Below are 21,727 nucleotides of genomic sequence, written 5' to 3' on the forward strand. Positions count from 1 at the left end.
CCGGACCGCCTGGGGTCAGCGGCTTTCGCCGAGGCGGTGCAGGACGGCGGCCGCCAAGGCTGTTCGTTCCAGCATCCCCTCGACGCTGATGTGCTCGTGCCGTGCGTGGGCGCCGTCGCCGACCGCGCCGAAGCCGTCCAGGACCGGGTGGCCCAGCGCCGCCACGAAGTTGCCGTCGCTGGCTCCGCCCACCGAGCACTCTTCCAACGTGACGCCCAGCTCCGCCGCCGTCGCGCGGGCCAGGTGGTACAGCTCCGCGGTCGCCGGGGAACGCTCCATCACCGGGCGGTTCCAGCCGCCCTCCACCACGAGCGTCGCGCGGGGGTCGTGGGCCGTGAGCGCCGCCAGGCCCGCGTCGACGCGGGACGCCTCCGCCGCGCTCGACACGCGCACGTCGACCTCGCCGGACGCCGCGCCCGCGATCACGTTCTGCCTGGTCCCGCCGGAGATCACGCCGACGTTGACCGTCGTCCCGGCGGCCGGGTCGGCCAGCGCGTGCAGGGCCAGGACCGCCCGGGCCAGCTCGTCGATCGCGCTCGCGCCCTTCGCCGGGTCCAGCCCGGCGTGGGACTCGACGCCGGTGGCGCGCACGCGGAACAGGCCGACGCCCTTGCGCGCGGTCTTCACCGCGCCGTCCGCGCTCGCCTCGAACACCAGCGTCGCGCGGGTGCCCGCCGCGGCCTCCTCGATCACCGGCCGGGACGCCGGGCTGCCGATCTCCTCGTCGCCGTTGAGGACCAGCCGGACGGCCGGGCGGGGGAGCCCGGCGGCGTCGAGCGCGCGCAGTGCCCACACCGCGTGCACCAGGCCCGACTTCATGTCGAAGATCCCCGGCCCGGTCGCGCGGTCGCCGTCCACCGTGAACGGCCAGTCCGCGAGCGTCCCGAGCGGCCACACCGTGTCGTAGTGGGCCAGCACCAGAACCGGCGTGCCGGCGCCGGCGAAGTCGTAGACCTTGACGTCGCCGTGGACACCGCCGTCGACGTCGCGCACCGACGCGGGCGGGCCCAGCCGGTCGCGCAGCCAGCCGTCCACCCAGGACAGTCCCCGGGCGAGGCTTTCCTTGTCGTCGCTGGGAGTCTCGATGCCGACGTAAGCGGCGACGTCGGCCAGCAGCTCGTCGCGGTGGGCGCGCACCCACTCGTGCGGGATCGTCACGGCCGCTCCCCGAGGACGTGGCCGACGACCTGGGCGTGGGTGGCGAACCAGACGCCGTCGTGGCCGGTGATGTGGTCGAGCAGCTCGGTGAGGATCGCGATCCGCGAGCGGTGCCCGATGATGTGCGGGTGCATGGTGAGCTGGAACAGGCCGCCGTCGGCGTAGGCCGCGTCGAACTCGTCGCGCCAGATCGAAAGCACCCCGCGCGGTGGCGTGTAGGGCCGCAGGGCGGCGAACCGGTCCATCATGAAGTACGGCGCGTCGTCGCGGATCCACTCCACCGGCAGCTCGACGACGCCGGTGGGCTCGCCGTGTTCGAGGAGCTCGTAGCAGTCGTCGTCGGCCATCAGCGACGAGTCGTACCGCAGGCCCAGCTCGCGGGTGATGGCCAGGGTGTGCGCGGAGAAGTCCCACGACGGCGTCCGGATGCCGGCCGGCCGGGTGCCCGCGAGCCGCTCCAGGACGTCGGCGGCGCGAAAGGCGAGGTCACGCTCCTCGGCCCCGGTGAGGGCGGTGTTGCGTTCGTGGATCCAGCCGTGCAGCGCGACCTCGTGCCCGTGGTCCACATAGGACTGCACTTCGCCGTCGTGCAGCAACGCCGAGACCGCGGGCACGAAGAACGACGCCGGCGCGGAGTACCGCTCGAGCAGGCGCAGCAACCGCGGCACGCCGACGCGCGCGCCGTACTCGCCCTGCGCCAGCTTGCCGGGCAGCACGTCGCCGTCGCGCAACGCGGGCGTCTCGTGGTCGGAGTCGAACGACAACGCCACCGCCACCTTCGCGCCGCCGGGCCACGACGCGGGCCGCAGCGAGCGGCCCGCCCGGACGTGCTCGACGTGCCCGCGCCACGTCGATTCGTCCCACCGCCAGGGTTGGTCGTTCTCCACCACCGCATCTTGACCGCGGGGAAACGTCGAGGGCAAGGGCCGGAAGAGTCACCCGGCGCGGATCACGCCCAGGCCCAGCGGGGTGATCTCGTGAATCTGCGACTTGCCCGCCCGGGTGCTGGTGATCAGCCCGCTCGCCCGCAGGACCGACGCGTGCTGGCTGGCCGTGGCCAGAGCGATGTCCGTCAGCTCCGCCAGCTCGCTCGTGTTGCAGCGGGTGATCGCCACCGTCATGAGGACGCGGGCGCGGGTCCGGCCGAGCAGCGCGGCCAGCGACGGGCCGGGCTCGGCGTCGCTGTCCAGGGTCGTGTGGCCGATCGAGTAGACGAGCGACGGCGGCAGCCCCGGGTCCTTGTACGTCGTCGGCATGCCGTGGGCGAAGAACGTCGGGAGCAGCCGGAGGCCGCGGCCGGCCAGGTGGAGCGTCTGGTCGACCGGGAAGCGGACGCGGAGCACCGGCGGGTTCCACGCGATGTCCGGGTGCAGCGTCGAGAGCAGCAGCTGAGGCCCGCCGCGATCAAGGCCGGACTGCAGCCGGCGGCGCTCGCGCGCGACGGTGCGGCGGACCGCCGGCCAGTCCGGGGCGAGGCACTGGCGGTAGTAGTCGTGCAGCGCCGTGCCCAGCCGGCGCAGCTCGCGCGGTTCGCCGTCACCGAGGCGGCGCAGCCACGGCGGGACGCGGGTCCCCTGCGCGGCGAGCTCGGCGACGTCGGCGGCCAGGACCCGTGGCGGGGTTTCGAGCATGGCGGCGATGCCGTCGCCGACCGTGCGGGCGCCGGGCGGGGTGAGGAAGTCCGGGCAGTAGCCGTACGGCGGCACGGCGGCCATGAGCAGCCGCCCGGACTCGGGGACCGCGGAGCGTGACCCCCGGCGCCACCGGCCGAAGAAGGGCTCACCCTCGGGTCGCCGGATCCGGTAGCTGCTCATCAGCAGCTCCCACATCGGGTCGGCGTCCTCGGCGATGGTCAGCTTCGCCAGGTCCGCGTCCGTGAAGTGAATTTCCAACATGCCGGGCGCACCCCCTTCCCGGCGAGAATAGCGCTGGTCGGACGCGGTTTCCGCCGGGGCGCCCGGCATTCCCGCCGGGCGACGTTTCGGCCGGGCGCGAAACGTTTTCGGGCCCGTTGACCCGCTCGCGCGGCGCTGGCAGGTTCTGCTCGACGGGACGTGCCCGCAGCCGGCTGGGGGAGGGCTGCGGGCACGCCCGGTGACCAGGGGCCGGCGATGCTCGAACGGGCGGTGTCCGGATGCCTGCCGTGCGATCCTGGTCGCATGGCGCAGCCCGGCGAACCCCCACCGGACGGCGAGGTCGATCCGGCGGCCCGCACCCAGATCCTGCTCGCCGAGTACAACGCGCTCCGGACCGAGACCGAGCGGCGCTCGACGATCCAGTGGAACGTGTTCGCCCTGCAGCTGGCGTCGGCGGGCGCGATCTCCAGCGTGGCGATCTCGTCCTCGACCTTCGCCCTGCTGCTGCTCGTCCCGTTCGCGTCGTACCTGCTCGGCAGCCGGTACATCCTGCACGACTTCCACATCAAGCTGATCCGCCGCTACGTTCGCGAGTCGCTGGCGCAGCGGCTCGGCGGGCAGGTCCGGTGGGAGTCGTGGCGGACGTCGGCGCTGGCCGCGCCCACGACCCGCGGCTGGTTCAGCGTCACCGGCTGGAACTTCCTGCACCCGACCAGGCTGGCGTTCGAGGGGGTCGGTTTCCTCAGCCTGGCCGCCGGGCTGCTGTCCGCGGGCTACCACTGGTGGCGGACCTCGGCGCCGTGGCCGTTGACCGTCGGTTTCCTGCTGGGCTGGCTGCTCGGGCTCGCCGCCGTCCTGCTGCTCGGCCGGGCTTTCCGGCGCGCTTCGGACCTCTGAGCGGCCGACCTGAGCCGTCGCGCACGGTCTGCCGGGCCGGCGATGTTAACTTTGGGACAAGCCTGGAGGAAGGACAGCGATGAGCGAACCCGGCCGGGTGGTGCCCGCGCGACGGCGGGGGCTGGCCGACGAGGTCGCCGACCGGATCCGGGACGCCATCTTCGACGGCGCCTACCCGCCCGGCAGCCAGCTGCGGGAGGTGGAGCTGTCCGCCGCGCTGGGCGTCAGCCGGGGGCCGGTGCGGGAGGCCCTCCTGCGGCTCGAACGAGAAGGCCTGGCGCGCAGCGAGTGGCACCGCGGCGCGACCGTGACGGCCCTGACCGAGCCCGACGTCGCCGAGCTCGACACGCTGCGGGCGGCCCTCGAGCAGCTCGCCGTCGCGCTGGTGATCGAGCGCGCGCCGGCCGAGGGGCTGGCGGCGGTCGACACGGCCGTGGGGCGGATGGCGCGCGCCGCGGACGAGCACGAGATGGTCCGCTGCGACATCGCCTTCCACGACGCCGTGTACGCCGCCGCGGGGCACCGGCGCCTGCTCGAAGCGTGGGAGGCCATTCGCTCGCAGGTGCACCTGTTCCTGCTGACGCGCGTCGGCGTCGAGGCCGACGGTTACCTCGCGGCGATCCCGGAGGAGCACCGGCAGCTGGCCGCCGCGCTGCGCGCCGGTGACCGCGAGGCCGCGCTGGCGCTGTTCGCCGCCCACCGCCGGCACGCGTTCGACATCCTCACCGGCAAGGGCGGCTCAGCCGGCCGGTGACGGCTCGGCCGTGAGCGCCGCGTCCGCGAAGCCCGCGGTCAGGGCCCGGAGCGCCGCGTCCAGGTAGACCGTCAGGTCCGCGTCGGCCCGGGCCGACCAGCGTTCGTAGGCCGCGCGGCACGCCGCCAGCACCGCCCGGCCCACCGCCAGCGGGTACAGCGAGTCCGCGGGCTGGCCGGTCCGCGTGCCGACGTACGCGCTGACCGCGCGTTCCCAGGCGTCGTAGTGGATCGCCGCGCTCGCGGCCAGCTCGGGCACCGAGCTGAGCAGGCTCATCCGCTTGCGCAGCTCGGGGACGTCCTCGGCGCGGTAGTGGTTCGCGGCCAGCACGGCCGCGCGGACGGCGTCCATCACGGGCAGGCCGGCGGGCGCGTCGGCGAGCAGCTTCCGGATCGTCTCGACCTCGGTGTCGAACTCGTTCCACAGGACGTCCGACTTGGCGTCGTAGTACCGGAAGAACGTCCGGCGGCTGACCCCGGCGGTCGCGGCGATCTCGTCGACCGTCGTCTCGTGGAAGCCCCGTTCGGTGAACAGCCGCAGGGCGATGACCTCCAGCTCACGGGCGCTGGTGCCCGGTGGGCGGCCGCGGCGGACAGCGGGGGGCGGTGCGGTCATCCGGGTGCCGTTCCTTCGTGAGGCTTGTTTCTGACACTGGGTGACATTACTCTGCCTGATATTCGTCACAGGGTGCCGAAAAGAGGTCGACCATGCGGCTCGCGGAACTGTCCTGGCCGGACGTCGCCGAGCGCGCGGCGGCCGGGGCGATCCTGGCCGTGCCGGTCGGCGCGACCGAGCAGCACGGCCCGCACCTGCCGCTGACCACCGACACCGACATCGCCCAGGCCCTGTGCGACGGGCTCGCGGCCGCACGCCCGGACGTCCTGGTGGCCCCGGCGGTCGCGTACGGCTCGAGCGGCGAGCACGCGGGCTTCGCCGGGACGCTGTCGATCGGCCAGGAGGCGACCGAGCTGCTGCTGGCCGAGCTGGGCCGCTCGGCGGCCGGGACGTTCGGCCGGCTGCTGTTCGTCTCCGCCCACGGCGGCAACGCGGGCCCGGTCGCCCGGGCCGTCGCCCGCCTGCGGGCGGAGTCGCGCGACGTCGAGGTCTTCCAGCCGCGCTGGCCCGGCGATCCGCACGCCGGCCGCCCGGAAACGGCGCTGCAGCTGGCCTTGCGGCCGAGTGGGGTCCGGATGAACCGCGCGGTCGCGGGGGACACGCGGCCGCTGGGAGAGGTGCTGCCGCTGCTGCGCGAAGGCGGCGTCCGCGCGGTGACGGCGACCGGGGTACTGGGCGACCCGACCTCGGCGACGGCGGAAGAGGGCCGGGAGCTGCTGGCGCTCTTGACCGGAGCATTGGTGTCCCATGTGGACGCTTGGCATCCGGCGGTGTTCGCATGACGGCGCCTGCATGCGGCGCTGGTGTCCCCTGTGGACACCCGACCCGAGGCGCGGTGGCGGCATGACCCCGCGCACTGCCCTCGTCACCGGCGCGGCGCGCGGGATCGGCGCCGCGACCGTCCTTCGGCTGGCCGAACAGGGTTACGCCGTCCTCGCCGTCGACGTCACCGTCGACGATCCGGCTCTTCCTTACCCCATGGGCACCGCGGCCGAGCTGGCCGCCGTCGTCGCGAAGGCGGGGGACAACGCCACGGCCTTCGTCGCCGACGTCCGCGACCCCGGCGCCCTGGCCGCCGCCGTGGCCGAGGCCGAACGCCGCTGGGGCGGGCTCGACGTCGCGATCGCCGCCGCGGGCGTGATCGCCGGGGGCGTGCCGCTCTGGGAAGTCCCGGAGGCACGGGAAAAGGCCGTCCTCGAGGTCAACCTGAACGGCGTCATCCACCTGGCCCGGGCCGCCGTGCCCGCGCTGCTGCGCCGGCCCGAACCGCGCGCCGGCCGCTTTCTCGCCGTCGCCTCGGCCGCCGCGACCCGCGGCCTGCCGATGCTCGCGGCCTACTGCGCCGCGAAGGCCGGCGTCGCCGGGCTGATCCGCGCGCTCGGTGCCGAGCTGGGCCGCACCGGCGTCACCGCCAACGCCGTCAGCCCCGGCTCGACCGACACCCCGATCCTCGCTGAGAGCGCCCGGCTCTACGACCTGCCCGAGGCGGCCGCGTTCGCCGATCAGCAGCCCGCCGGCCGGCTCCTCGACCCGGCGGAAGTCGCCGCCGTGCTGGCGTTCCTCGCCGGGCCGGACAGCGGCGCGATGACCGGCGCGGTCGTGCCGGTGGACGGAGGCCTGGCCTTGTGACGCCCTTGCCGCCCGGGTTCCGCATCGCGCTGGACCCGGACACCCGCGAACTCGCCGACGGCCTCTGGTTCGGCGGCTCCCCGGCCCGCGTGCTGCGGCTGACCGGGGCCGGACGCAGAGCGTGGCAGGACCTCGGCGACGGCCCGGTCACCACCGCCGCCACCGGCACGCTCGCCCGCCGCCTCACCGACGCCGGTCTCGCCCATCCCGTGCCGCCGGCGCCCGGCGCACCCGCGGACGTCACCGTCGTCGTCCCGGTCCGCGACCGCGCCGAGCTGCTCGGCCGCTGCCTGGCCGAGCTCGACCGGAAGCACCCCGTGCTCGTCGTCGACGACGGCTCCGACGACCCCGCCGCCGTCGCGGCCGTGGCCGCCGCGCACGGCGCGAAGCTCGTGCGCCGGGACGTCAACGGCGGCCCGGGCGCCGCGCGCAACACCGCGCTGGACCACGTCGGCACCGAGCTGATCGCCTTCCTGGACAGCGACTGCGTCCCGGCCGACGGCTGGGCCGACCGCCTCGCGACCCACTTCGCCGATCCGCTGCTCGCCGCCGTCGCCCCCCGCGTCCGCGCACTGGCCCTCGACAGCTGGGCCGGCCGCTACACCCGCGCCGCGGGCAGCCTCGACCTCGGCGACCGGCCCGCGCGGGTCGCGCCGGGCACGCGGGTGTCGTACGTGCCGACCGCCGCGCTCGTGGTCCGCCGCAGCGCGCTGACGTCGGTCGCGGTCGACGGCGCGGTGTTCGACCCGGCGTTGCGTGTCGGCGAGGACGTCGACCTCGTCTGGCGCCTGCACGAGGCCGGCTTCCGCGTCCGCTACGCCCCGGACGTCGCCGTCGACCACCACGAACCGGAGACCTGGCGCGACCTGCTGGGCCGCCGGGCGCGCTACGGCACGTCCGCCGCACCGCTCGCGCTGCGGCACCCGAAAGCGCTGGCGCCCTTGGCTTTGCACCCCTGGCCCGCGCTGACCGTCGGTGCGCTGCTGGCCCGCCGGCCGGCGCTCGCCGCGCTCGCGTTCGGCGGCTCGGTGGGCAGCACGGTCCGCCTCCTGCGCGCCCACGACGTCCCGGACGCCGGGGTCGTGCGCGCGATGGCCACCGCCGTCCGGCAGACCTGGCTCGGGTGCGGCCGCTACGGCACCCAGTTCGCGGCCCCACTCCTCGCCGCGCTGCTGGTCCCCGGCGGGCGGCGGCGCTGGAGCCGCCGCGCCGCCGTCGCTTCGCTGCTGCTGGGCCCCCCGCTGACCGCGTGGGCGCAGCGGCGGCCGGAGCTCGATCCCGTCCGCTACACCGCGGCCGCGATCGCCGACGACATCGCGTACGGCGCCGGCGTCTGGGCCGGCTGCCTGGCGCAGCGCACCACGGTGCCGGTCCGCCCGGCCGTCGTGCGGCGCCCGCTCGAGATCGACCCGAAGGGAACACGATGACCTGGTTCGAGTCCGTCGCCGAAGCCCAGCGACGCGCGAAGAAGCGTCTCCCCGGTTCCGTCTACTCCGCCTTGATCGCCGGTTCCGAACGAGGCCTGACCCTCAAAGACAACCTCGGCGCGTTCGACGAGCTGCGGTTCGCGCCGCGCACCGCCGGGCACTTCGGCGAGCGCGACCTGAGCACGCACGTGCTCGGCCGCGACGTCGCGCTGCCGGTGCTGATCTCCCCGACCGGGGTGCAGGCGGTGCACCCGGACGGCGAGGTGGCCGTGGCCCGCGCCGCCGCCGCGCGCGGGACGTCCATCGGGCTCAGCTCGTTCGGCAGCAAGCCGATCGAGGAAGTCGTCGCGGCCAACCCGAACACCTACTTCCAGGTTTACTGGACCGGCACCCGCGAGGACATCCGCCGCCGTCTCGAGCGCGCCCGCGCGGCCGGGGCCGTCGGCATCATCCTGACCCTGGACTGGTCGTTCTCGCACAGCCGCGACTGGGGCAGCCCGCACATCCCGGAACGGCTCACCGTCCGCGAGCTGCTGCGCTTCGCGCCGGAGGGCCTGACGCACCCGCGCTGGCTGCTCGGCTACGTGCGCACCCGCGCACTGCCGGACCTCGGCGTGCCGAACATGGCCCAGCCGGGCGAGCCGTCGCCGACGTTCTTCGGCGCGTACGGCCAGTGGATGCAGACGCCGCCGCCGTCGTGGGAGGACGTCGCCTGGCTGCGCTCGCAGTGGGACGGCCCGTTCCTGCTCAAGGGCGTCATCCGGGTCGACGAGGCCCGCCGCGCGGTGGACGCGGGCGTCAGCGCGATCTCGGTGTCCAACCACGGCGGCAACAACCTCGACGGCACCCCGGCGACGATCCGCGCGCTCCCGGCGATCGCCGAGGCGGTCGGCGACCGGGTGGAAATCCTGCTGGACGGCGGAATCCGCCGCGGCAGCGACGTCGTGAAGGCCCTGGCCCTCGGCGCTCGCGCGGTGCTGATCGGCCGCGCGTACCTGTGGGGCCTGGCCGCGGACGGCCAGGCGGGCGTCGAGAACGTCCTCGACGTGCTTCGGGGCGGCATCGACTCGACGCTGCTGGCGCTGGGCAAGCGGAGCGTGCACGACCTCACCCGGTCGGACGTGCTGGTGCCCACGGGGTTCGAGGCCGATCTCGGCGTCGCCGTCGGCTGATCACCCGACGTCGGTCTCGGGGACGACCTCGGCGAGTTCGTCGAACCCGGGCGGGCAGTACCCGGCGCCGGCGTCGCGCCGCCGCCGGGTCGCGCTCGACGCGACGGACATGGCGACGGCTTCGCGGAGGTCGAGGCGAAACCGCGCCAGGGGGCGCTGCAGGCGGTAGATCCCCTTGCGCGACTCGTGGATCTCGCCGAGGGGGTTCGCGTGCACCACGGGGAGGTTCTCGACGCCCCACCCGGCTTCGGTCGTGAACGCGCCGTTCCGCAGGCCCAGGCCGTGCTCCGCCGCGCGGCCCGCCAGCCAGAGGAGGGCGACGTCCGCCAGGGACGAGTCCGGGTAACCGCCGCCGACGTCGCTGTGCACCCCGGAGAACCAGACCTGCTCGACCACCTGGTCGCCGGCGTCGTCGTGCCGCGTCCACAGGGCCGGCCGGAAGGCCTTGCGCCGCTCGTCGATCGCGACGGCGTGCATCGCGACGTCGACGCGGCTGCTCAGCTCGGTGTCGTGGAAGGCGAACCGCCGGTTGATCCGGTCCATCAGGAACTTCGGCCCGAGCGTGGGGATCCCGAGCGCGCCCACCGTGTCCCAGACGCCGATGAACCGGATCCGGGTGTCTTCGTGGCTGTAGGACCGCCGGAACAGCTCCGACTCGATGTCCCGCGGCTTGATCGACCGCGCGCGGTACAGCGCGTACGCGTCGTCGAGCCGCTCGACGGCCGCCGGCTTGAGGACGCCGGCGTTCCGGATCAGCCCGGCGACGCTGCGCGCGGTGTAGGCGCCGCGGCTGAAGCCGAACAGGAAGATCTCGTCGTCCGGCTCGTAGTTCTCCACGACGAACCGGTACGCGCGGAGCACGTCGTGGGCCACGCCGACCCCGAACGCGCCGCCGCGCAGCCGCGCCCGGCCGTAGGACCCGACACCGCGGTGGTAGTACAGGCGCTGGGGGACGCCGTCGGCCTCGCCGGCGACGGCCAAGGCCAGCTTCGTGACGTTCGTGGGGGTCGGCGTTCCGCCGGAAGTCTGGTCCGGCGTGTTCCACGTGCCGTCGCAGCAGATCACGAGACGTTTCATGGCACCCCTCTCCGGAGCTTCCCCCAACGGGTCGCAGGAGCGAAGGCCGGGTTACGCGGAATCGGACACCTCACCCGGATGGCGTAGCCGCGGCCGGCCGTTCCCGACGTCCGGGTCTGGACCACCGGCCCCCGGGACTGGTAATCCTTCGCGGATGACGATGGACGCGATCGCCCTGCACAGCATCAACCCGTGGGAAGTGTCGTTCCTGCGCGAAGAGGTGGCCGGCTACTTCGCCCACGGCATCGAGTTCGCACCCGGCGCCACGGTCCTCGACGTCGGCGCCAACGTCGGCGTCTTCTCGGCGGCCGTCTACGAGCGCCTGGACGGCGACGTGCGGATCTTCGCCTTCGAGCCGTTGCCACCGCTCCACGAGACGCTGGAGCGCAACGCCCGCGAGTTCTTCGGCGGCCGGCTGACCGCGCTGCCGTTCGGGCTGTCCTCGGCCGAGGACGAGCTGGACTTCAGCTACTTCCCGGCCGCGACGATCTTCTCGTCCTCCTTGCGGGACGCGGGAAACGTCGAGGCCGAGCGCAAGCGCGTCACGGCCAGCATCGTCGAGATGATCCGCCGGGGCGGCCTGGGTGCCACGGCCCGTCGCGTCCCGGCGCCGGTGCTGCGCGGAATCGTCGGCCGCAAGCTGCGGGTGATGCGCGAGCTGGAGACGCACCGCGTCCGCGTACGGCCGTTGTCTGCGGTTCTCGACGAGCAGGCCATCGACCGCATCGACCTGCTGAAGGTGGACGTCGAGGGAGCGGAGCTGGACGTCTTGCGCGGCATCGAGGACCGGCACTGGCCGTTGGTGCGGCAGGCGGTGGTGGAGGTCGAAGGCTGGCGGCGCCACCGGGACACGATCCGGGAGGTGTTCGCGGGTAAGGGTTTCACGGTGAGCGCGGAGCAGGATCCGGTGCAGGAGGCGGCGGACATCGGGATGGTGTTCGCGGTTCGTTAGCCGCGCCGTCGGCGGACGAAGGTGGCGGCAGGGGCTCTTGAGGTTGCTGTGCCGAGGTGTGATGCGCCCCAATGTGGCGTTGGGTGCGTTCAACGCACCCAACGCCACATTGGGGCGCATCGCGTGCCGCCCCTCAAAGGTCGGGGCTGTGCCGACGCGGAGCCCTGTCCGGTATGGACGAAGGATCACGGTTCGCGGGTCAGGTCCAGCAGTTGCCGTTCCAGCCGTCGGGCGGCGGGCACGTCGATGCCGACGCCCCACAGCGGCGCCGTGCTCGCGCCGTCCGCGGCCGCGACGACCAGGGTCACCACGTCGGGCGGCAGGCCGTCCGCGTGCAGGTCCGCGTCCCACCGCCCGGCGTCCGCGCGGGCCAGCTCGGCGACCTCGGGGATCGAGATCAGCTGGGCGATCAGCGCGATGTTCTCCCGGATCGCGACCTCGTCCTGGGACGTGTCCAGCGACGCCCGGACGTACGCGCGGGTCAGCCGGCCCGGCGCGGTGTCCGCCGGGTCCAGCGCGGCGGAGACCTCCGCCCGGAACGCGTCGAGCAGGTCCTGGGCGAGCGCGCGCACCAGGGCGTCCTTGGCCGGGAAGTGGTACAGCAGCCCGCCTTTCGAGACCCCCGCCTGCCGGGCGATGTCGTCCAGCGACGCGGAGACCCCGCGGGCGCGGATCGTCCTCCCGGCCGCGTCGAGCAGGGCCCGGCGCGTTTCTTCGGGGCTGCGCCCGGCTTTGCGAGGCATCGTCAGTCCTTTCCGGACGGGATCGTACGCCAGGCGATCAGCGCGGCGACGGCGGTGACGACGGCCGCCGCGACCGACGTCACCTGCATGGCGCCGGTGAACGCCTGCCGGGCGCTCTCGGCCACCGGGGACGCCGGGTCGAGCACGGTCACCGCGGCCGCCAGCGACTCCCGGACCTCGGGCGCCACCGCCGGCGGCAGCAGGCCGCGGTAGACGAGCGTCACGAGCGAGCCGAGGAGCGCGATGCCCAGCGCCGCACCCAGTTCGTACGCGGTTTCGGAGATCGCCGACGCCGAGCCCGCCTTGTCCCGCGGGACGGCCGACAGCACCGAGTCGACGGTCAGCGTCAGCGCCAGCCCGACGCCGAGCCCGACCGGCACCAGCGTCAGGCCCAGCCAGATGTACTGCGGCGCCTGCTCGGTGACGGCGACCAGCAGCAGCCCGACGGCCGTGACCGCCAGGCTGACGGCGACCGCGCGGCCCCGGCCGAGCCGCGTGACGACCACGCCGACGGCGGCCACGACCACGATCGAGGCCAGCGTCGCGGGCATCTCCGCGAGCCCGGCCTGCAGCGGGCTGAACCCGCGGACCAGCTGCAGGTACTGCGAGAAGAAGAACAGCAGGCCCATCAGCGCGAAGACCGCGACGAAGTTCGCCACCACCGCGCCGCTGAAGGCGCCGTTGCGGAACAGCGTCACGTCGATCAGCGGGTCGGCCACCCGGCGCTGACGGCGCACGAACAGCACACCCGAAACCAGCCCGATCACGGCCGTCAGCACGACCTGCGCGTCGACGCCCGAACCGATGGCGTGCTTGACCGCGTAGACCAGCGGCACGATCGCGGCCATCGACAACGCGGCCGAGAGCAGGTCGAAGCGGCCCGGGTTCGGGTCACGCGACTCGGGCAGCAGCCACGCGCCGGCGATGAGGAAGACGACGACGATCGGCACGTTGATCAGGAACACCGAACCCCACCAGTAGTGCTCCAGCAGCACGCCGCCGACGAGCGGGCCGAGCGCGATGCCGCCACCGGAGCCCGCCGACCAGATCGCGATGGCGCGGGTGCGCTCGCGGGCGTCGGTGAACAGGGTGCGGATGATCGACAGCGTCGACGGCATGATCGTCGCCGCCGCGATCCCGAGCAGCAGCCGCGCGGCGACGAGCACGCCCGCGGTGGGGGAGAAGGCGGCCAGCGTGGACGCCACCCCGAACGCCGCGGTGCCGATGAGCAGCACCTTCTTGCGGCCGAACCGGTCGGCGAGGTTGCCCGCGGTGACGAGCAGGCCGGCCAGCGCGAGCGAGTAGACGTCGCCGATCCAGAGGATCTCGGTGGCGCTGGGGGAGAGCTCGCGGGTCAGTGACGGCACGGCGAGGTAGAGCACCGTCCCGTCGACGGCGAGCAGCAGCACGGCGCCGACCAGCACGCTCAGCGCGGCCCAGCGGCGGCGGTGGCTCAACGGTGCGGAGGTGGGCGCGTACGTGGTCATGCCAGTTACTGTACCGGCTGGACGGTACAGTGAGCCGGGTCAGACCGGTCACACCGCGCCGGGCTTGGACAGGAAGAAGTACGCGTAGTGCCGGTCGAGCGCGTTGTGCGGCACCAGCTGGACGGTCTCGGGCTTGAGCCCGCACCGCTCGGCGAGCTCCCAGAACGCCGCGATCGGGTAGGTCGTCATCTCCGCGAGCCCCGAGCGGTAGTTCCGCCGCCGCGGCCGGGTCCGCCAGCTGCCCGGGTCGTACTTGATCTGGATCAGTGCCAGGCCGCCGGGCGCGAGCAGCCGGGCCGCGATGCGCAGCAGGCGCTCGCCGTACTCGGGCGTGGGGATCAGCTCGAAGACGTAGAAGCTCAGGAAGACGTCGCACGGCTCGGTGATCTGCCGCAGCGCCGCCTCCGGCTCGTCGACGTCGATCGAGACCGGCGTGAACGGCGTCGCGCACGCGTCGGCGACCTCGCGCTCGCACTCCTTCAGCGTCTCGCCGGAGATGTCGACGCCGATGTAGTGCTCGGCGCGCGGGGCGAACGCGACGGCGTTGGCACCGCCACCGCAGCCCCAGTCGACGATCCGGTCCCACGACCGGGTGAAGCCGGTCATCCGGGCGCCGCGTTCGAACAGCTCCAGGTGGTCGCGGCCGATCGCCGACCAGAGGTCGTTCTCCTGGAAGACCGGGGCGTCGCGCCAGTGGGAGTTCGCGCGCCACCGGTCGCCGGCGGGCTGGTGCCAGTAGTCCTGGGCGTCGGCCGCGATCCGGCGCTGCGACTGCGTGGCGCCGAGGGTCGCCAGGGACCGGTGGACGAGTTCTTCGGTGTGCCGGACGAGTCGTTTCGCCTGGTCAAGTGGGGTCGTGCGCATGATCGAGTCTGCGTCGCGGCGGCGGCCGCCGTGATCGGCCGGACGGCCTGATCATTCCGGGCCGGACGGCCCTACCGCGCCGCGCGGCGCGGGTACGCTGGAAGCAGCGGAAGGAGGCGGACGTGACGCAGGAGGAACTGATCGTCGAGTTCGCCTTGACGCGGCTCGACCACCCGGACCTCGACCTCGAGGAGCTGGCCGCGCTCGTGGTGCGGCGTGGCGGCCCGGAGCGCGAGCTGGAGTTCGCGTCCCGGAACCTGGCCGATCGCGGCGAGCTGCGCGGGGCCGCGTTCCCGGCGGCGGTCGAGCACGTGCTGCGCGTGGTGCTGACCCTGCGCGGCCGCTCGGACTGACGCCGGTCCGAAGTGGACACCCGGCTGTGTGGCCGCTGGTGTCGCGCGTCGCAAGTCCCCTGACAGCCAGGAGGCCAGACCAGGGTCGCCCCTGAAGCTCACGTCCCCGGCCGGGCCGCGATGCTTCTGGGAGCGTCCCGGCCTCAAACGCCCGGACCCGTCAACGAACCTCAGACACGCGACACTAGGCCTCGCCCGCCGCGCGCCGCAGGCCTCGCCGGTCGAACACCAGGTCCCGGGCTGTGCCCAGCGCCGTCGCGATCGCGCCCGCCAGGACCGCGTCCTCGCCCAGCTGCCCGGCCACGATCTCCGGGACCACCGGGATCGTCGCGGCCAGTGACCGCCGCATCGGTCCGGCCAGCAGGTCGGCGTTGCCGCCGATGCCGCCGCCCAGCACGATCAGGCGCGGGTCCAGCACCGCCGTCACCGCCGAAACCACGTACGCGAGCTTCTCCGCCTCGTCCTCGACCACCCGCACGGCGCGCTCGTCGCCCGCGCGGGCCAGCCGGAAGACGTCCTTCGCCGACCGCGCTTTCGTGAGCCCGTGCTCGTGGGCCGCGTCGACCACGGCCTGGCCCGCCGCCGCGGACTCCACCGGGCCGGGCCGGCCGGCGTCGGCGCCGGTGGGCAGCGGACCGAACGGCAGGTCGGCGATCTCGCCCGCCGCGCCGTTCGCGCCGCGGAACAGCTTGCCGTCCACCAGCAGCCCCATCCCGATGCCGGTGCCGACGGTCAGGCACACCAGCACGTCGACGCCGAGCGCGGCCCCGAGCGCGTGCTCGCCGACCGCGCACAGGTTCGCGTCGTTCTCGACGACGACGTCCGAGCCCGCCCCGGCCAGCCCGGCGACGAGCTCGTGCAGCAGCCCGCGCCGCTCCCAGCCCGGCAGGTTGGGCGCGCGGTGCACCGTCCCGGTGGCCGGGTCCGGGACGCCGGGGGTGCCGACGACGGTCGAGACGACCTCGTGCGGGTCCAGCCCGGCCGACGCGACGGCGCGTTCGACGGCTTCGCTCACCGTGCGCACCAGGGCGCTCGCCGAGCGGCACCGGTTGGGCTCGTCGAGCCGCGCGACGATGCTGCCGTCCAGGTCCGCGACGGCGACGCGGATGACGCGCCGCCCGATGTCGACGCCGACGACGTGACCCGCGTCCGGCGCGGCCTGGTAGACGACGGCGGCCCGCCCGGGGCCGGCCAGGCTGCGCCCGGTCGCCCGGACCAGGCCGTGTTGTTCGAGGTCGAGCAGGGCTTGCCCCACGGTCGGTTTCGACAGCCCGGTGTCGGCCGCGATCTGTGGTCGCGTCGCTTCCCCGTGCGCGCGAAGCCTTTCCAGCACGAGACGCTGGTTCAGCGCCCGCATGCTGGCCGGAGTCCCCACCTGCGGCCCGTTTTGGCCCACCAAGTCCCCATCTCCTGTCTGCGTTGCCGCAAGTTTACCCACGGACCTCTTTCGACCCCGCACGTTTTATGTTAAGAAACTTTACTAACTATCGGACGGAGGCATGTCGTGAGTTCACCCACTCGTTCAGGGGACTCCGGGGCCGCGGTTTCCCCGCAGCCCGCCCTTGAGCGCAAGATCGGCCCGCTGCAGGCCACCGCGATCAACATGACCCAGATGTGCGGTATCGGCCCGTTCGTCACGATCCCCGCCATGGTCGCGACGATGGGCGGCCCGCAGGCGATGTTCGGCTGGGTCATCGGGGCGATCGTCGCACTGGCCGACGGGCTCATCTGGGCCGAACTCGGCGCTTCCATGCCGGGCGCCGGCGGCACCTACATCTACCTGCGCGAAGCGTTCCAGTACCGCACCGGGCGGCTGATGCCGTTCCTGTTCGTCTGGAGCGCGGTGCTGTTCATCCCGCTGATCATGTCGACCGGCATCATCGGGCTGGTCCAGTACCTCGGCTACCTGATCCCGGGCGTCACCGACGACGGCGGGGTCACCGCGCTGGGCAAGATCATCGGCATCGGCGTCACGCTGCTCATCGTGCTGGCGCTGTTCCGCAAGATCGGCCAGATCGGCAAGCTGACCACGGTGTTGTTCGTGGTCATGCTGATCGCGGTGCTCACCACGATCGTCGCGGCCGCGACGCACTTCAGCGCTTCGCAGGCGTTCGCGTTCACGCCGGGCGCGTTCAGCTCCGCCGGCGACGGCACGTTCTGGGGCGGCCTCGGCGCCGGCCTGATCATCGCCATCTACGACTACCTCGGCTACAACACCAGCGCCTACCTCGGCGGCGAGGTCCGCACGCCGGGCCGGACGCTCCCGCGGTCGATCATCTTCTCGATCGTGGGCATCATGGCCCTCTACTTCCTGCTGCAGGTCGGCGTGCTCGGCTCGATCCCGCTGGAGGAGCTGAAGAACGCGACGTCGGTCGCCTCCACCGTGCTCGAACAGGCCTGGGGCACCACCACGGCGAAGATCGTGACGGTCTTCATCGTGATCGCGGCCGTCGGCTCGGTGTTCGCCGGCCTGCTCGGCGGCTCGCGCGTGCCGTTCGAAGCCGCGCGCGACAAGGTGTTCCTGTCGGTCTTCGCCAAGCTGCACCCGAAGCTGAACCTGCCGACCGCGGGCGTGCTCACCATGGGCGCCATCACGATCGTCGGCTCGCTGTTCACCCTGACCGACGTGATCAACGCGGCGGTCGCCACTCTGGTGATCATCCAGTCGCTGGCCCAGGTCGCCGCGATCGTCGTGCTGCGCCGCCGGCAGCCGGACCTGAAGCGGCCGTACCGCCAGTGGCTCTACCCGTTCCCGACGTTGCTCGCGCTCGTCGGCTGGGTCTACATCTACATCTCCGCGACCTGGCTGTCGATCGGGCTGTCCGTGGGCTGGCTCGTCCTCGGCGGGATCGCCTACCTGATCTACGCGAAGACCGAGAAGACGTGGCCGTTCGGGCCCAAGGAGATCAAGGAAGCGTTCGCCGACACCGAAGGGGCTCACGCATGACGAAGTCGCCCAAGGCCAGGATCGCCGCCGTCACGGCGCTGCTCCTGGTGCCCGGGGTGCTGAGCGTGGCCGCGCCGGCCGCCGCTCAAGAACCCGCCCAGCAGGAAACGGCCAGGCCGCACGGCTTGAGCACGCTCGGCGCGCAGGGCTGGCAGGTGCTGACCACCGCGAGCGTCAAGGACGGCGGGGACAAGGTCTCCACGCCCGGGTACGCCACCCGCGGCTGGCTGCCGGTGCGCCCGGACGACGCCGGCGCGCCCGGCACCGAGATCAACGCGCTGGTGCAGAACGGCAAGTGCCCGGACGTCTTCGTCTCGGACAACATGCGCAAGTGCTTCGGGTACGTCACCTCGGTCGGCCCCGTCGTCACCAAGCCGTTCTCCGACCCGTGGTGGTACCGCACCGACTTCACCCCGGACTTCCACGCCGGCCAGAGCGCGAAGCTGACCATCCCGGGCATCGTCGGCGAGGGCGACGTCTGGGTGAACGGCAAGCTGGTGGCGTCGAAGGACATCGTGAGCGGCGCGTACGCCGGGCACACCTTCGACGTCTCGAAGCTGGTGAAGCCGGGCAAGAACACCCTGGCGATCAAGGTCTACCCGAACGACCCGTCGAAGATGTACACCCTCGACCAGGTCGACTGGGGCCAGATCCCGCCGGACAACAACACCGGCATCCAGTTCCCGCCGACCCTGCAGGTGTCCGACGCGCTCACCGGCGACAACGCCCACGTCGTGCAGGCCAACGCGGCCGACCTGTCCAGCTCCTCGCTGACGGTGAAGGTCGACGTCACCAACAACGCGGCCACCGCGCAGACCGGGGACGTCGCCGCGACGATCACGCCGCCCTCGGGCGCGCCGATCGTCGTCAAGCAGCGCGCGACGATCCCGGCCAACACCAAGCGGACCGTGACGTTCGCGCCGGTGAAGATCAGCAAGCCGCGCGTGTGGTGGCCGTACTCGATGGGTGACCAGCCGCTGTACACGCTGACCACCGCGGTCTCGCAGAACGGGACGCTGTCGACGTCGTCGAAGAGCACCTTCGGCATCCGCACGGTGACCTCGCGGCTGGTCGGGAAGTCGGTGCCGCTGCCCGAGGGCGCGCGCCAGTTCGCCGTCAACGGCAAGGACTTCGTGTTCCGCGGCGGCGGCTTCGCCCCGGACCTCTTCCTGCGCTACGACAAGGCCGATACCGCCCACCAGATCGCGCTGATCAAGAACATGGGCCTGTCCGGCGTCCGGCTCGAGGGCCACGACATGCCGCAGGACTTCTACGACCAGGCCGACCGCGCCGGGCTGCTCGTGATCGGCGGGTTCATCTGCTGTGACGCCTGGCAGCCCGAGGACGCCTCGACGCTGACCGAGCGCGACTACCGGATCATGCACGACTCGGCCTACACGATCGGGCAGATGGAGCGGAGCCACCCGAGCGTCTTCAACTACGGCTGGAGCGACAACGAGCCGGTGCCGCGCCAGGAGAGCGAGACGCTCAAGGCGTTCAAGGAGGCCGACTTCCAGGTGCCGGTGATCGCCTCGGCGGAGTACAAGAGCACGCCGACGCTGGGCAACTCGGGGGAGAAGGAAGGCCCGTACGACTGGGTCCCGCCGTCGTACTGGTACGACACGTCGCACTTCGACGCGGACGACTCGTCGCGGACCAACGCGGGCGGCTCGTGGGGCTTCGCGAGCGAGCAGAGCGCCGGGCACACCGTGCCGACGCTCGACTCGATCAAGCGGTTCCTGTCGCCGACCGAGCAGGCGAAGCTGTGGCAGGACCCGGCGTACAACCAGTACCACGCCAACTTCGAGCCCGGCCACGGCGGCTACGCGTTCGGCACGCTGTACACGCTGGACCAGTCGATCACCCAGCGGTACGGCAAGTGGAACTCGCTCAAGTCCTATGTGGACCTGGCGAACATCGCGAACTACGAGAACACCCGCTCGCAGTTCGAGTCCTTCCTGCACCACTCGACGGACAAGGACAACCCGGCCACCGGCGTCGTCTACTGGCAGCTGAACAAGGGCTGGCCGACGCTGCTGTGGTCGCTCTACAACGACGACGGCGACCAGGCCGGCGCGTTCTTCGGCGCCAAGAAGGCCAACAAGCCGCTGCACGCGATCTACGGCTACGACAACGGGTCCGTCACCCTGGACAACCTGGGCGCCGGTACGCAGTCCGGGCTGTCGGTGCAGGCTCGTGTGCTCGACACCGCGGGCAAGGTGCTGGACGACCAGACGGCGTCCGGGCTCTCGCTGGGCTCGCAGGGCGTCAAGACCGGCGTCCTCAAGCCGAAGGTGCCCGCCGAGACGAAGGCGCCGGCTCCCGCGAAGGTGTACTTCGTCGAGCTGCAGGTGAAGCAGGGCGGCAAGGTCGTCGACCGGAACGTCTACTGGCTCTCCACGCAGAAGGACGTCGTCGACTGGGGCAAGACGCTCGGCAACCCGCAGGCCACGCTGTCGCAGTACAGCAACCTGCAGGCGCTGCAGGACCTGCCGAAGTCGCAGGTCAGTGCCGTCGCCTCGACGAAGCCGGGACGCGGGCCGGACGGCGACGACACCGTCACCACGGTCACCGTCACCAACACGTCGAAGACCCCGGCGGTCGGGTTCTTCCTGCGGGCCGACGTCCGCCGCGGCACGCCGGACGGGCACGAGGCCGGCGGTGACAACCAGCTCGCGGCCGCGACCTGGGACGACAACGACATCACGCTGTGGCCGGGCCAGTCGCAGACGCTGACCGTCACCTACAAGGCGTCGGACCTGCGTGGCGCCGCGCCGGTGATCAGCGTCGACGGGTTCAACACCGGCCGGATCGTGGTGGGGGCGGCCGGCGGGCACGGCCACCACGGGGACGCGGCGGTGCCGCCGCAGATCGAGGGGACCAGGGAGTGACAAGGGAACGGATTCTCGGGATCGACTTCGGCGGCACGAAAGTGGCGCTGGGGCTCGCCGACGGCGACGGGGACCTGCTGGCCACGTGCCGGCTGGACACCGACGCGCAGGCGGGAGCCGATCAGGTGGTCGTGCGGGCGCTCGCCGGGGCTCGTTCGCTCCTGACCGAGGCGGGCGCCGTACCTGTCGCGATCGGCGTCGTCAGTCCGGGGATCGTGCTGCCGGACCGGATCCTGCTCGCGCCGAACGTGCCGGGCTGGGAGCAGCTGCACCTGGCGGAACTGGTGGCGGCGGAGTTCCCGGACGTGCCGATCTCGGTCGGGACCGACGCGAAGGCGGCGGCACTCGCGGAATGGCGGTGGGGCGCGCTGGCCGGGACCGATCCGGCCGTGTTCCTCTCGCTGGGCACCGGTATCGCCGCGGCGGTACTGGTCGGCGGCCGGTTGCTGACCGGCGCCAACGGAGCTGCGGGTGAGATCGGGTACAACCTGCTCTCACCGCAGGACACCGAGGGTTTCGCCAGCGGAGCGGCGCCGCTGGAAGAAGCCGTCGGTGGGCGTGGGCTGGGCGGCCGGGCGAGCAGTCTGCTCGGCCGCCCGGTCACCGCGGGCGAGCTGTTCGCCCTCGCCGAGGAGAACGCCGAGGCCAAGGAACTGGTGACCGCGGCGCTCGACGAGCTGTCGATGCACGTGGCCAACCTCGCGCTGGCCCTGGACCCCCAGCGCATCGCGGTGGGCGGCGGCCTGGTCCGCTCGGCCGACGTGCTGTTGCCGGCACTGGCGTCCCGGCTCGCGTCCGCGGTCCCGTTCCCCCCGGAACTGGTGGCGGCCCGCTTCGACCAGGACGCGGCACTGCTGGGCGCGATCGCCCTGGCCCTGGGGGATCAGTAACGACCGGGTGGCGTG

At 73.0% G+C, this 21,727-nt stretch carries 20 protein-coding genes; 11 read left to right on the top strand and 9 right to left on the bottom strand.

Annotated features, from left to right (window positions below):
* Window positions 1-15: 15 nt before the first annotated feature.
* Genes MUY22_RS30930 through MUY22_RS30940 form a run of 3 tightly spaced genes read right to left on the bottom strand, consistent with a single transcriptional unit; the run spans window position 16 to window position 3,053 of the window.
* The gene (locus MUY22_RS30930; protein ID WP_247050451.1) at window positions 16-1,158 is read right to left on the bottom strand and encodes a M20 family metallopeptidase; all 1,143 of its coding nucleotides are present in this window, start codon (window positions 1,156-1,158) and stop codon (window positions 16-18) included.
* On the bottom strand, window positions 1,155-2,048 hold the full coding sequence (locus MUY22_RS30935; RefSeq protein ID WP_371827506.1) for a polysaccharide deacetylase: 894 nt from the start codon (window positions 2,046-2,048) through the stop codon (window positions 1,155-1,157). Before MUY22_RS30935 ends, MUY22_RS30930 begins: the two co-directional genes overlap by 4 nt.
* Before the next feature lie 45 nt (window positions 2,049-2,093).
* Window positions 2,094-3,053, bottom strand: a complete 960-nt coding sequence (locus tag MUY22_RS30940) for a helix-turn-helix transcriptional regulator (RefSeq protein ID WP_247050454.1) — start codon at window positions 3,051-3,053, stop codon at window positions 2,094-2,096.
* 264 nt (window positions 3,054-3,317) lie between these two features.
* Between MUY22_RS30940 and MUY22_RS30945 the strand changes: the two genes are divergently transcribed.
* Entirely contained in the window at window positions 3,318-3,911 is a 594-nt protein-coding gene (locus tag MUY22_RS30945) for a hypothetical protein (protein ID WP_247050456.1), read from the top strand.
* Window positions 3,912-3,990: 79 nt separating this feature from the next.
* Entirely contained in the window at window positions 3,991-4,665 is a 675-nt protein-coding gene (locus MUY22_RS30950) for a GntR family transcriptional regulator (RefSeq protein WP_247050458.1), read from the top strand.
* Here the strand turns inward: MUY22_RS30950 and mftR are convergent.
* Window positions 4,651-5,280 (bottom strand): mycofactocin system transcriptional regulator, encoded by a 630-nt coding sequence (gene mftR / locus MUY22_RS30955; RefSeq protein WP_247050459.1) that lies wholly within the window; start codon window positions 5,278-5,280, stop codon window positions 4,651-4,653. The genes MUY22_RS30950 and mftR overlap by 15 nt on opposite strands.
* 92 nt (window positions 5,281-5,372) lie before the next feature.
* Here mftR and mftE point away from each other — a divergent pair, with 92 nt between their 5' ends.
* The 4 genes from mftE (at window position 5,373) to mftD (ending at window position 9,508) form a co-directional block, all read left to right on the top strand.
* Window positions 5,373-6,062, top strand: coding sequence for a mycofactocin biosynthesis peptidyl-dipeptidase MftE (mftE, locus tag MUY22_RS30960; RefSeq protein WP_247050460.1), 690 nt, complete (start codon window positions 5,373-5,375; stop codon window positions 6,060-6,062).
* A gap of 61 nt (window positions 6,063-6,123) precedes the next feature.
* Window positions 6,124-6,909 (top strand): mycofactocin-coupled SDR family oxidoreductase, encoded by a 786-nt coding sequence (locus tag MUY22_RS30965; protein ID WP_247050461.1) that lies wholly within the window; start codon window positions 6,124-6,126, stop codon window positions 6,907-6,909.
* Window positions 6,906-8,336 carry a mycofactocin biosynthesis glycosyltransferase MftF gene (gene mftF / locus MUY22_RS30970; RefSeq protein ID WP_247050462.1) on the top strand — a complete coding sequence of 477 codons (1,431 nt, stop codon included), beginning with the start codon at window positions 6,906-6,908 and terminating at the stop codon, window positions 8,334-8,336. Before MUY22_RS30965 ends, mftF begins: the two co-directional genes overlap by 4 nt.
* Window positions 8,333-9,508 carry a pre-mycofactocin synthase MftD gene (mftD, locus tag MUY22_RS30975; protein ID WP_247050463.1) on the top strand — a complete coding sequence of 392 codons (1,176 nt, stop codon included), beginning with the start codon at window positions 8,333-8,335 and terminating at the stop codon, window positions 9,506-9,508. Before mftF ends, mftD begins: the two co-directional genes overlap by 4 nt.
* Here mftD and MUY22_RS30980 read toward each other — a convergent pair whose 3' ends face one another.
* Window positions 9,509-10,585 carry a DUF2235 domain-containing protein gene (locus MUY22_RS30980; RefSeq protein WP_247050464.1) on the bottom strand — a complete coding sequence of 359 codons (1,077 nt, stop codon included), beginning with the start codon at window positions 10,583-10,585 and terminating at the stop codon, window positions 9,509-9,511.
* Between the two features lie 154 nt (window positions 10,586-10,739).
* Here MUY22_RS30980 and MUY22_RS30985 point away from each other — a divergent pair, with 154 nt between their 5' ends.
* Complete coding sequence (locus tag MUY22_RS30985; protein ID WP_247050465.1) at window positions 10,740-11,537, top strand: FkbM family methyltransferase; 798 nt, start codon at window positions 10,740-10,742, stop codon at window positions 11,535-11,537.
* 185 nt (window positions 11,538-11,722) lie between these two features.
* Here the strand turns inward: MUY22_RS30985 and MUY22_RS30990 are convergent, their stop codons facing one another.
* Genes MUY22_RS30990 through MUY22_RS31000 form a run of 3 tightly spaced genes read right to left on the bottom strand, consistent with a single transcriptional unit; the run spans window position 11,723 to window position 14,631 of the window.
* The gene (locus tag MUY22_RS30990) at window positions 11,723-12,280 is read right to left on the bottom strand and encodes a TetR/AcrR family transcriptional regulator (protein ID WP_247050466.1); all 558 of its coding nucleotides are present in this window, start codon (window positions 12,278-12,280) and stop codon (window positions 11,723-11,725) included.
* 2 nt (window positions 12,281-12,282) lie between these two features.
* A complete protein-coding gene (locus MUY22_RS30995; RefSeq protein WP_247050467.1) occupies window positions 12,283-13,767 on the bottom strand; it encodes an MFS transporter in 1,485 nt (494 codons plus the stop codon).
* Between the two features lie 48 nt (window positions 13,768-13,815).
* Window positions 13,816-14,631, bottom strand: coding sequence for a bifunctional 2-polyprenyl-6-hydroxyphenol methylase/3-demethylubiquinol 3-O-methyltransferase UbiG (locus tag MUY22_RS31000; protein ID WP_247050469.1), 816 nt, complete (start codon window positions 14,629-14,631; stop codon window positions 13,816-13,818).
* Window positions 14,632-14,753: 122 nt separating this feature from the next.
* Here MUY22_RS31000 and MUY22_RS31005 point away from each other — a divergent pair, with 122 nt between their 5' ends.
* Window positions 14,754-14,984: a hypothetical protein gene (locus MUY22_RS31005; protein WP_247050471.1), complete on the top strand. Its 231-nt coding sequence runs from the start codon at window positions 14,754-14,756 to the stop codon at window positions 14,982-14,984.
* 184 nt (window positions 14,985-15,168) lie between these two features.
* On the opposite strand, the gene MUY22_RS31010 is transcribed toward MUY22_RS31005, so the two are convergent.
* On the bottom strand, window positions 15,169-16,341 hold the full coding sequence (locus tag MUY22_RS31010) for an ROK family transcriptional regulator (RefSeq protein ID WP_247050473.1): 1,173 nt from the start codon (window positions 16,339-16,341) through the stop codon (window positions 15,169-15,171).
* Window positions 16,342-16,488: 147 nt separating this feature from the next.
* Here MUY22_RS31010 and MUY22_RS31015 point away from each other — a divergent pair, with 147 nt between their 5' ends.
* The 3 genes from MUY22_RS31015 to MUY22_RS31025 are packed head-to-tail and all read left to right on the top strand — an operon-like array spanning window position 16,489 to window position 21,712.
* The gene (locus MUY22_RS31015) at window positions 16,489-17,931 is read left to right on the top strand and encodes an APC family permease (RefSeq protein WP_247050475.1); all 1,443 of its coding nucleotides are present in this window, start codon (window positions 16,489-16,491) and stop codon (window positions 17,929-17,931) included.
* Window positions 17,928-20,822 (top strand): sugar-binding domain-containing protein, encoded by a 2,895-nt coding sequence (locus MUY22_RS31020; protein WP_247050477.1) that lies wholly within the window; start codon window positions 17,928-17,930, stop codon window positions 20,820-20,822. Before MUY22_RS31015 ends, MUY22_RS31020 begins: the two co-directional genes overlap by 4 nt.
* Complete coding sequence (locus MUY22_RS31025; protein WP_247050479.1) at window positions 20,819-21,712, top strand: ROK family protein; 894 nt, start codon at window positions 20,819-20,821, stop codon at window positions 21,710-21,712. Before MUY22_RS31020 ends, MUY22_RS31025 begins: the two co-directional genes overlap by 4 nt.
* Window positions 21,713-21,727 lie beyond the last annotated feature (15 nt).

Origin of the sequence: Amycolatopsis sp. WQ 127309, from assembly GCF_023023025.1 — a bacterium.
GTDB lineage: Bacteria > Actinomycetota > Actinomycetes > Mycobacteriales > Pseudonocardiaceae > Amycolatopsis.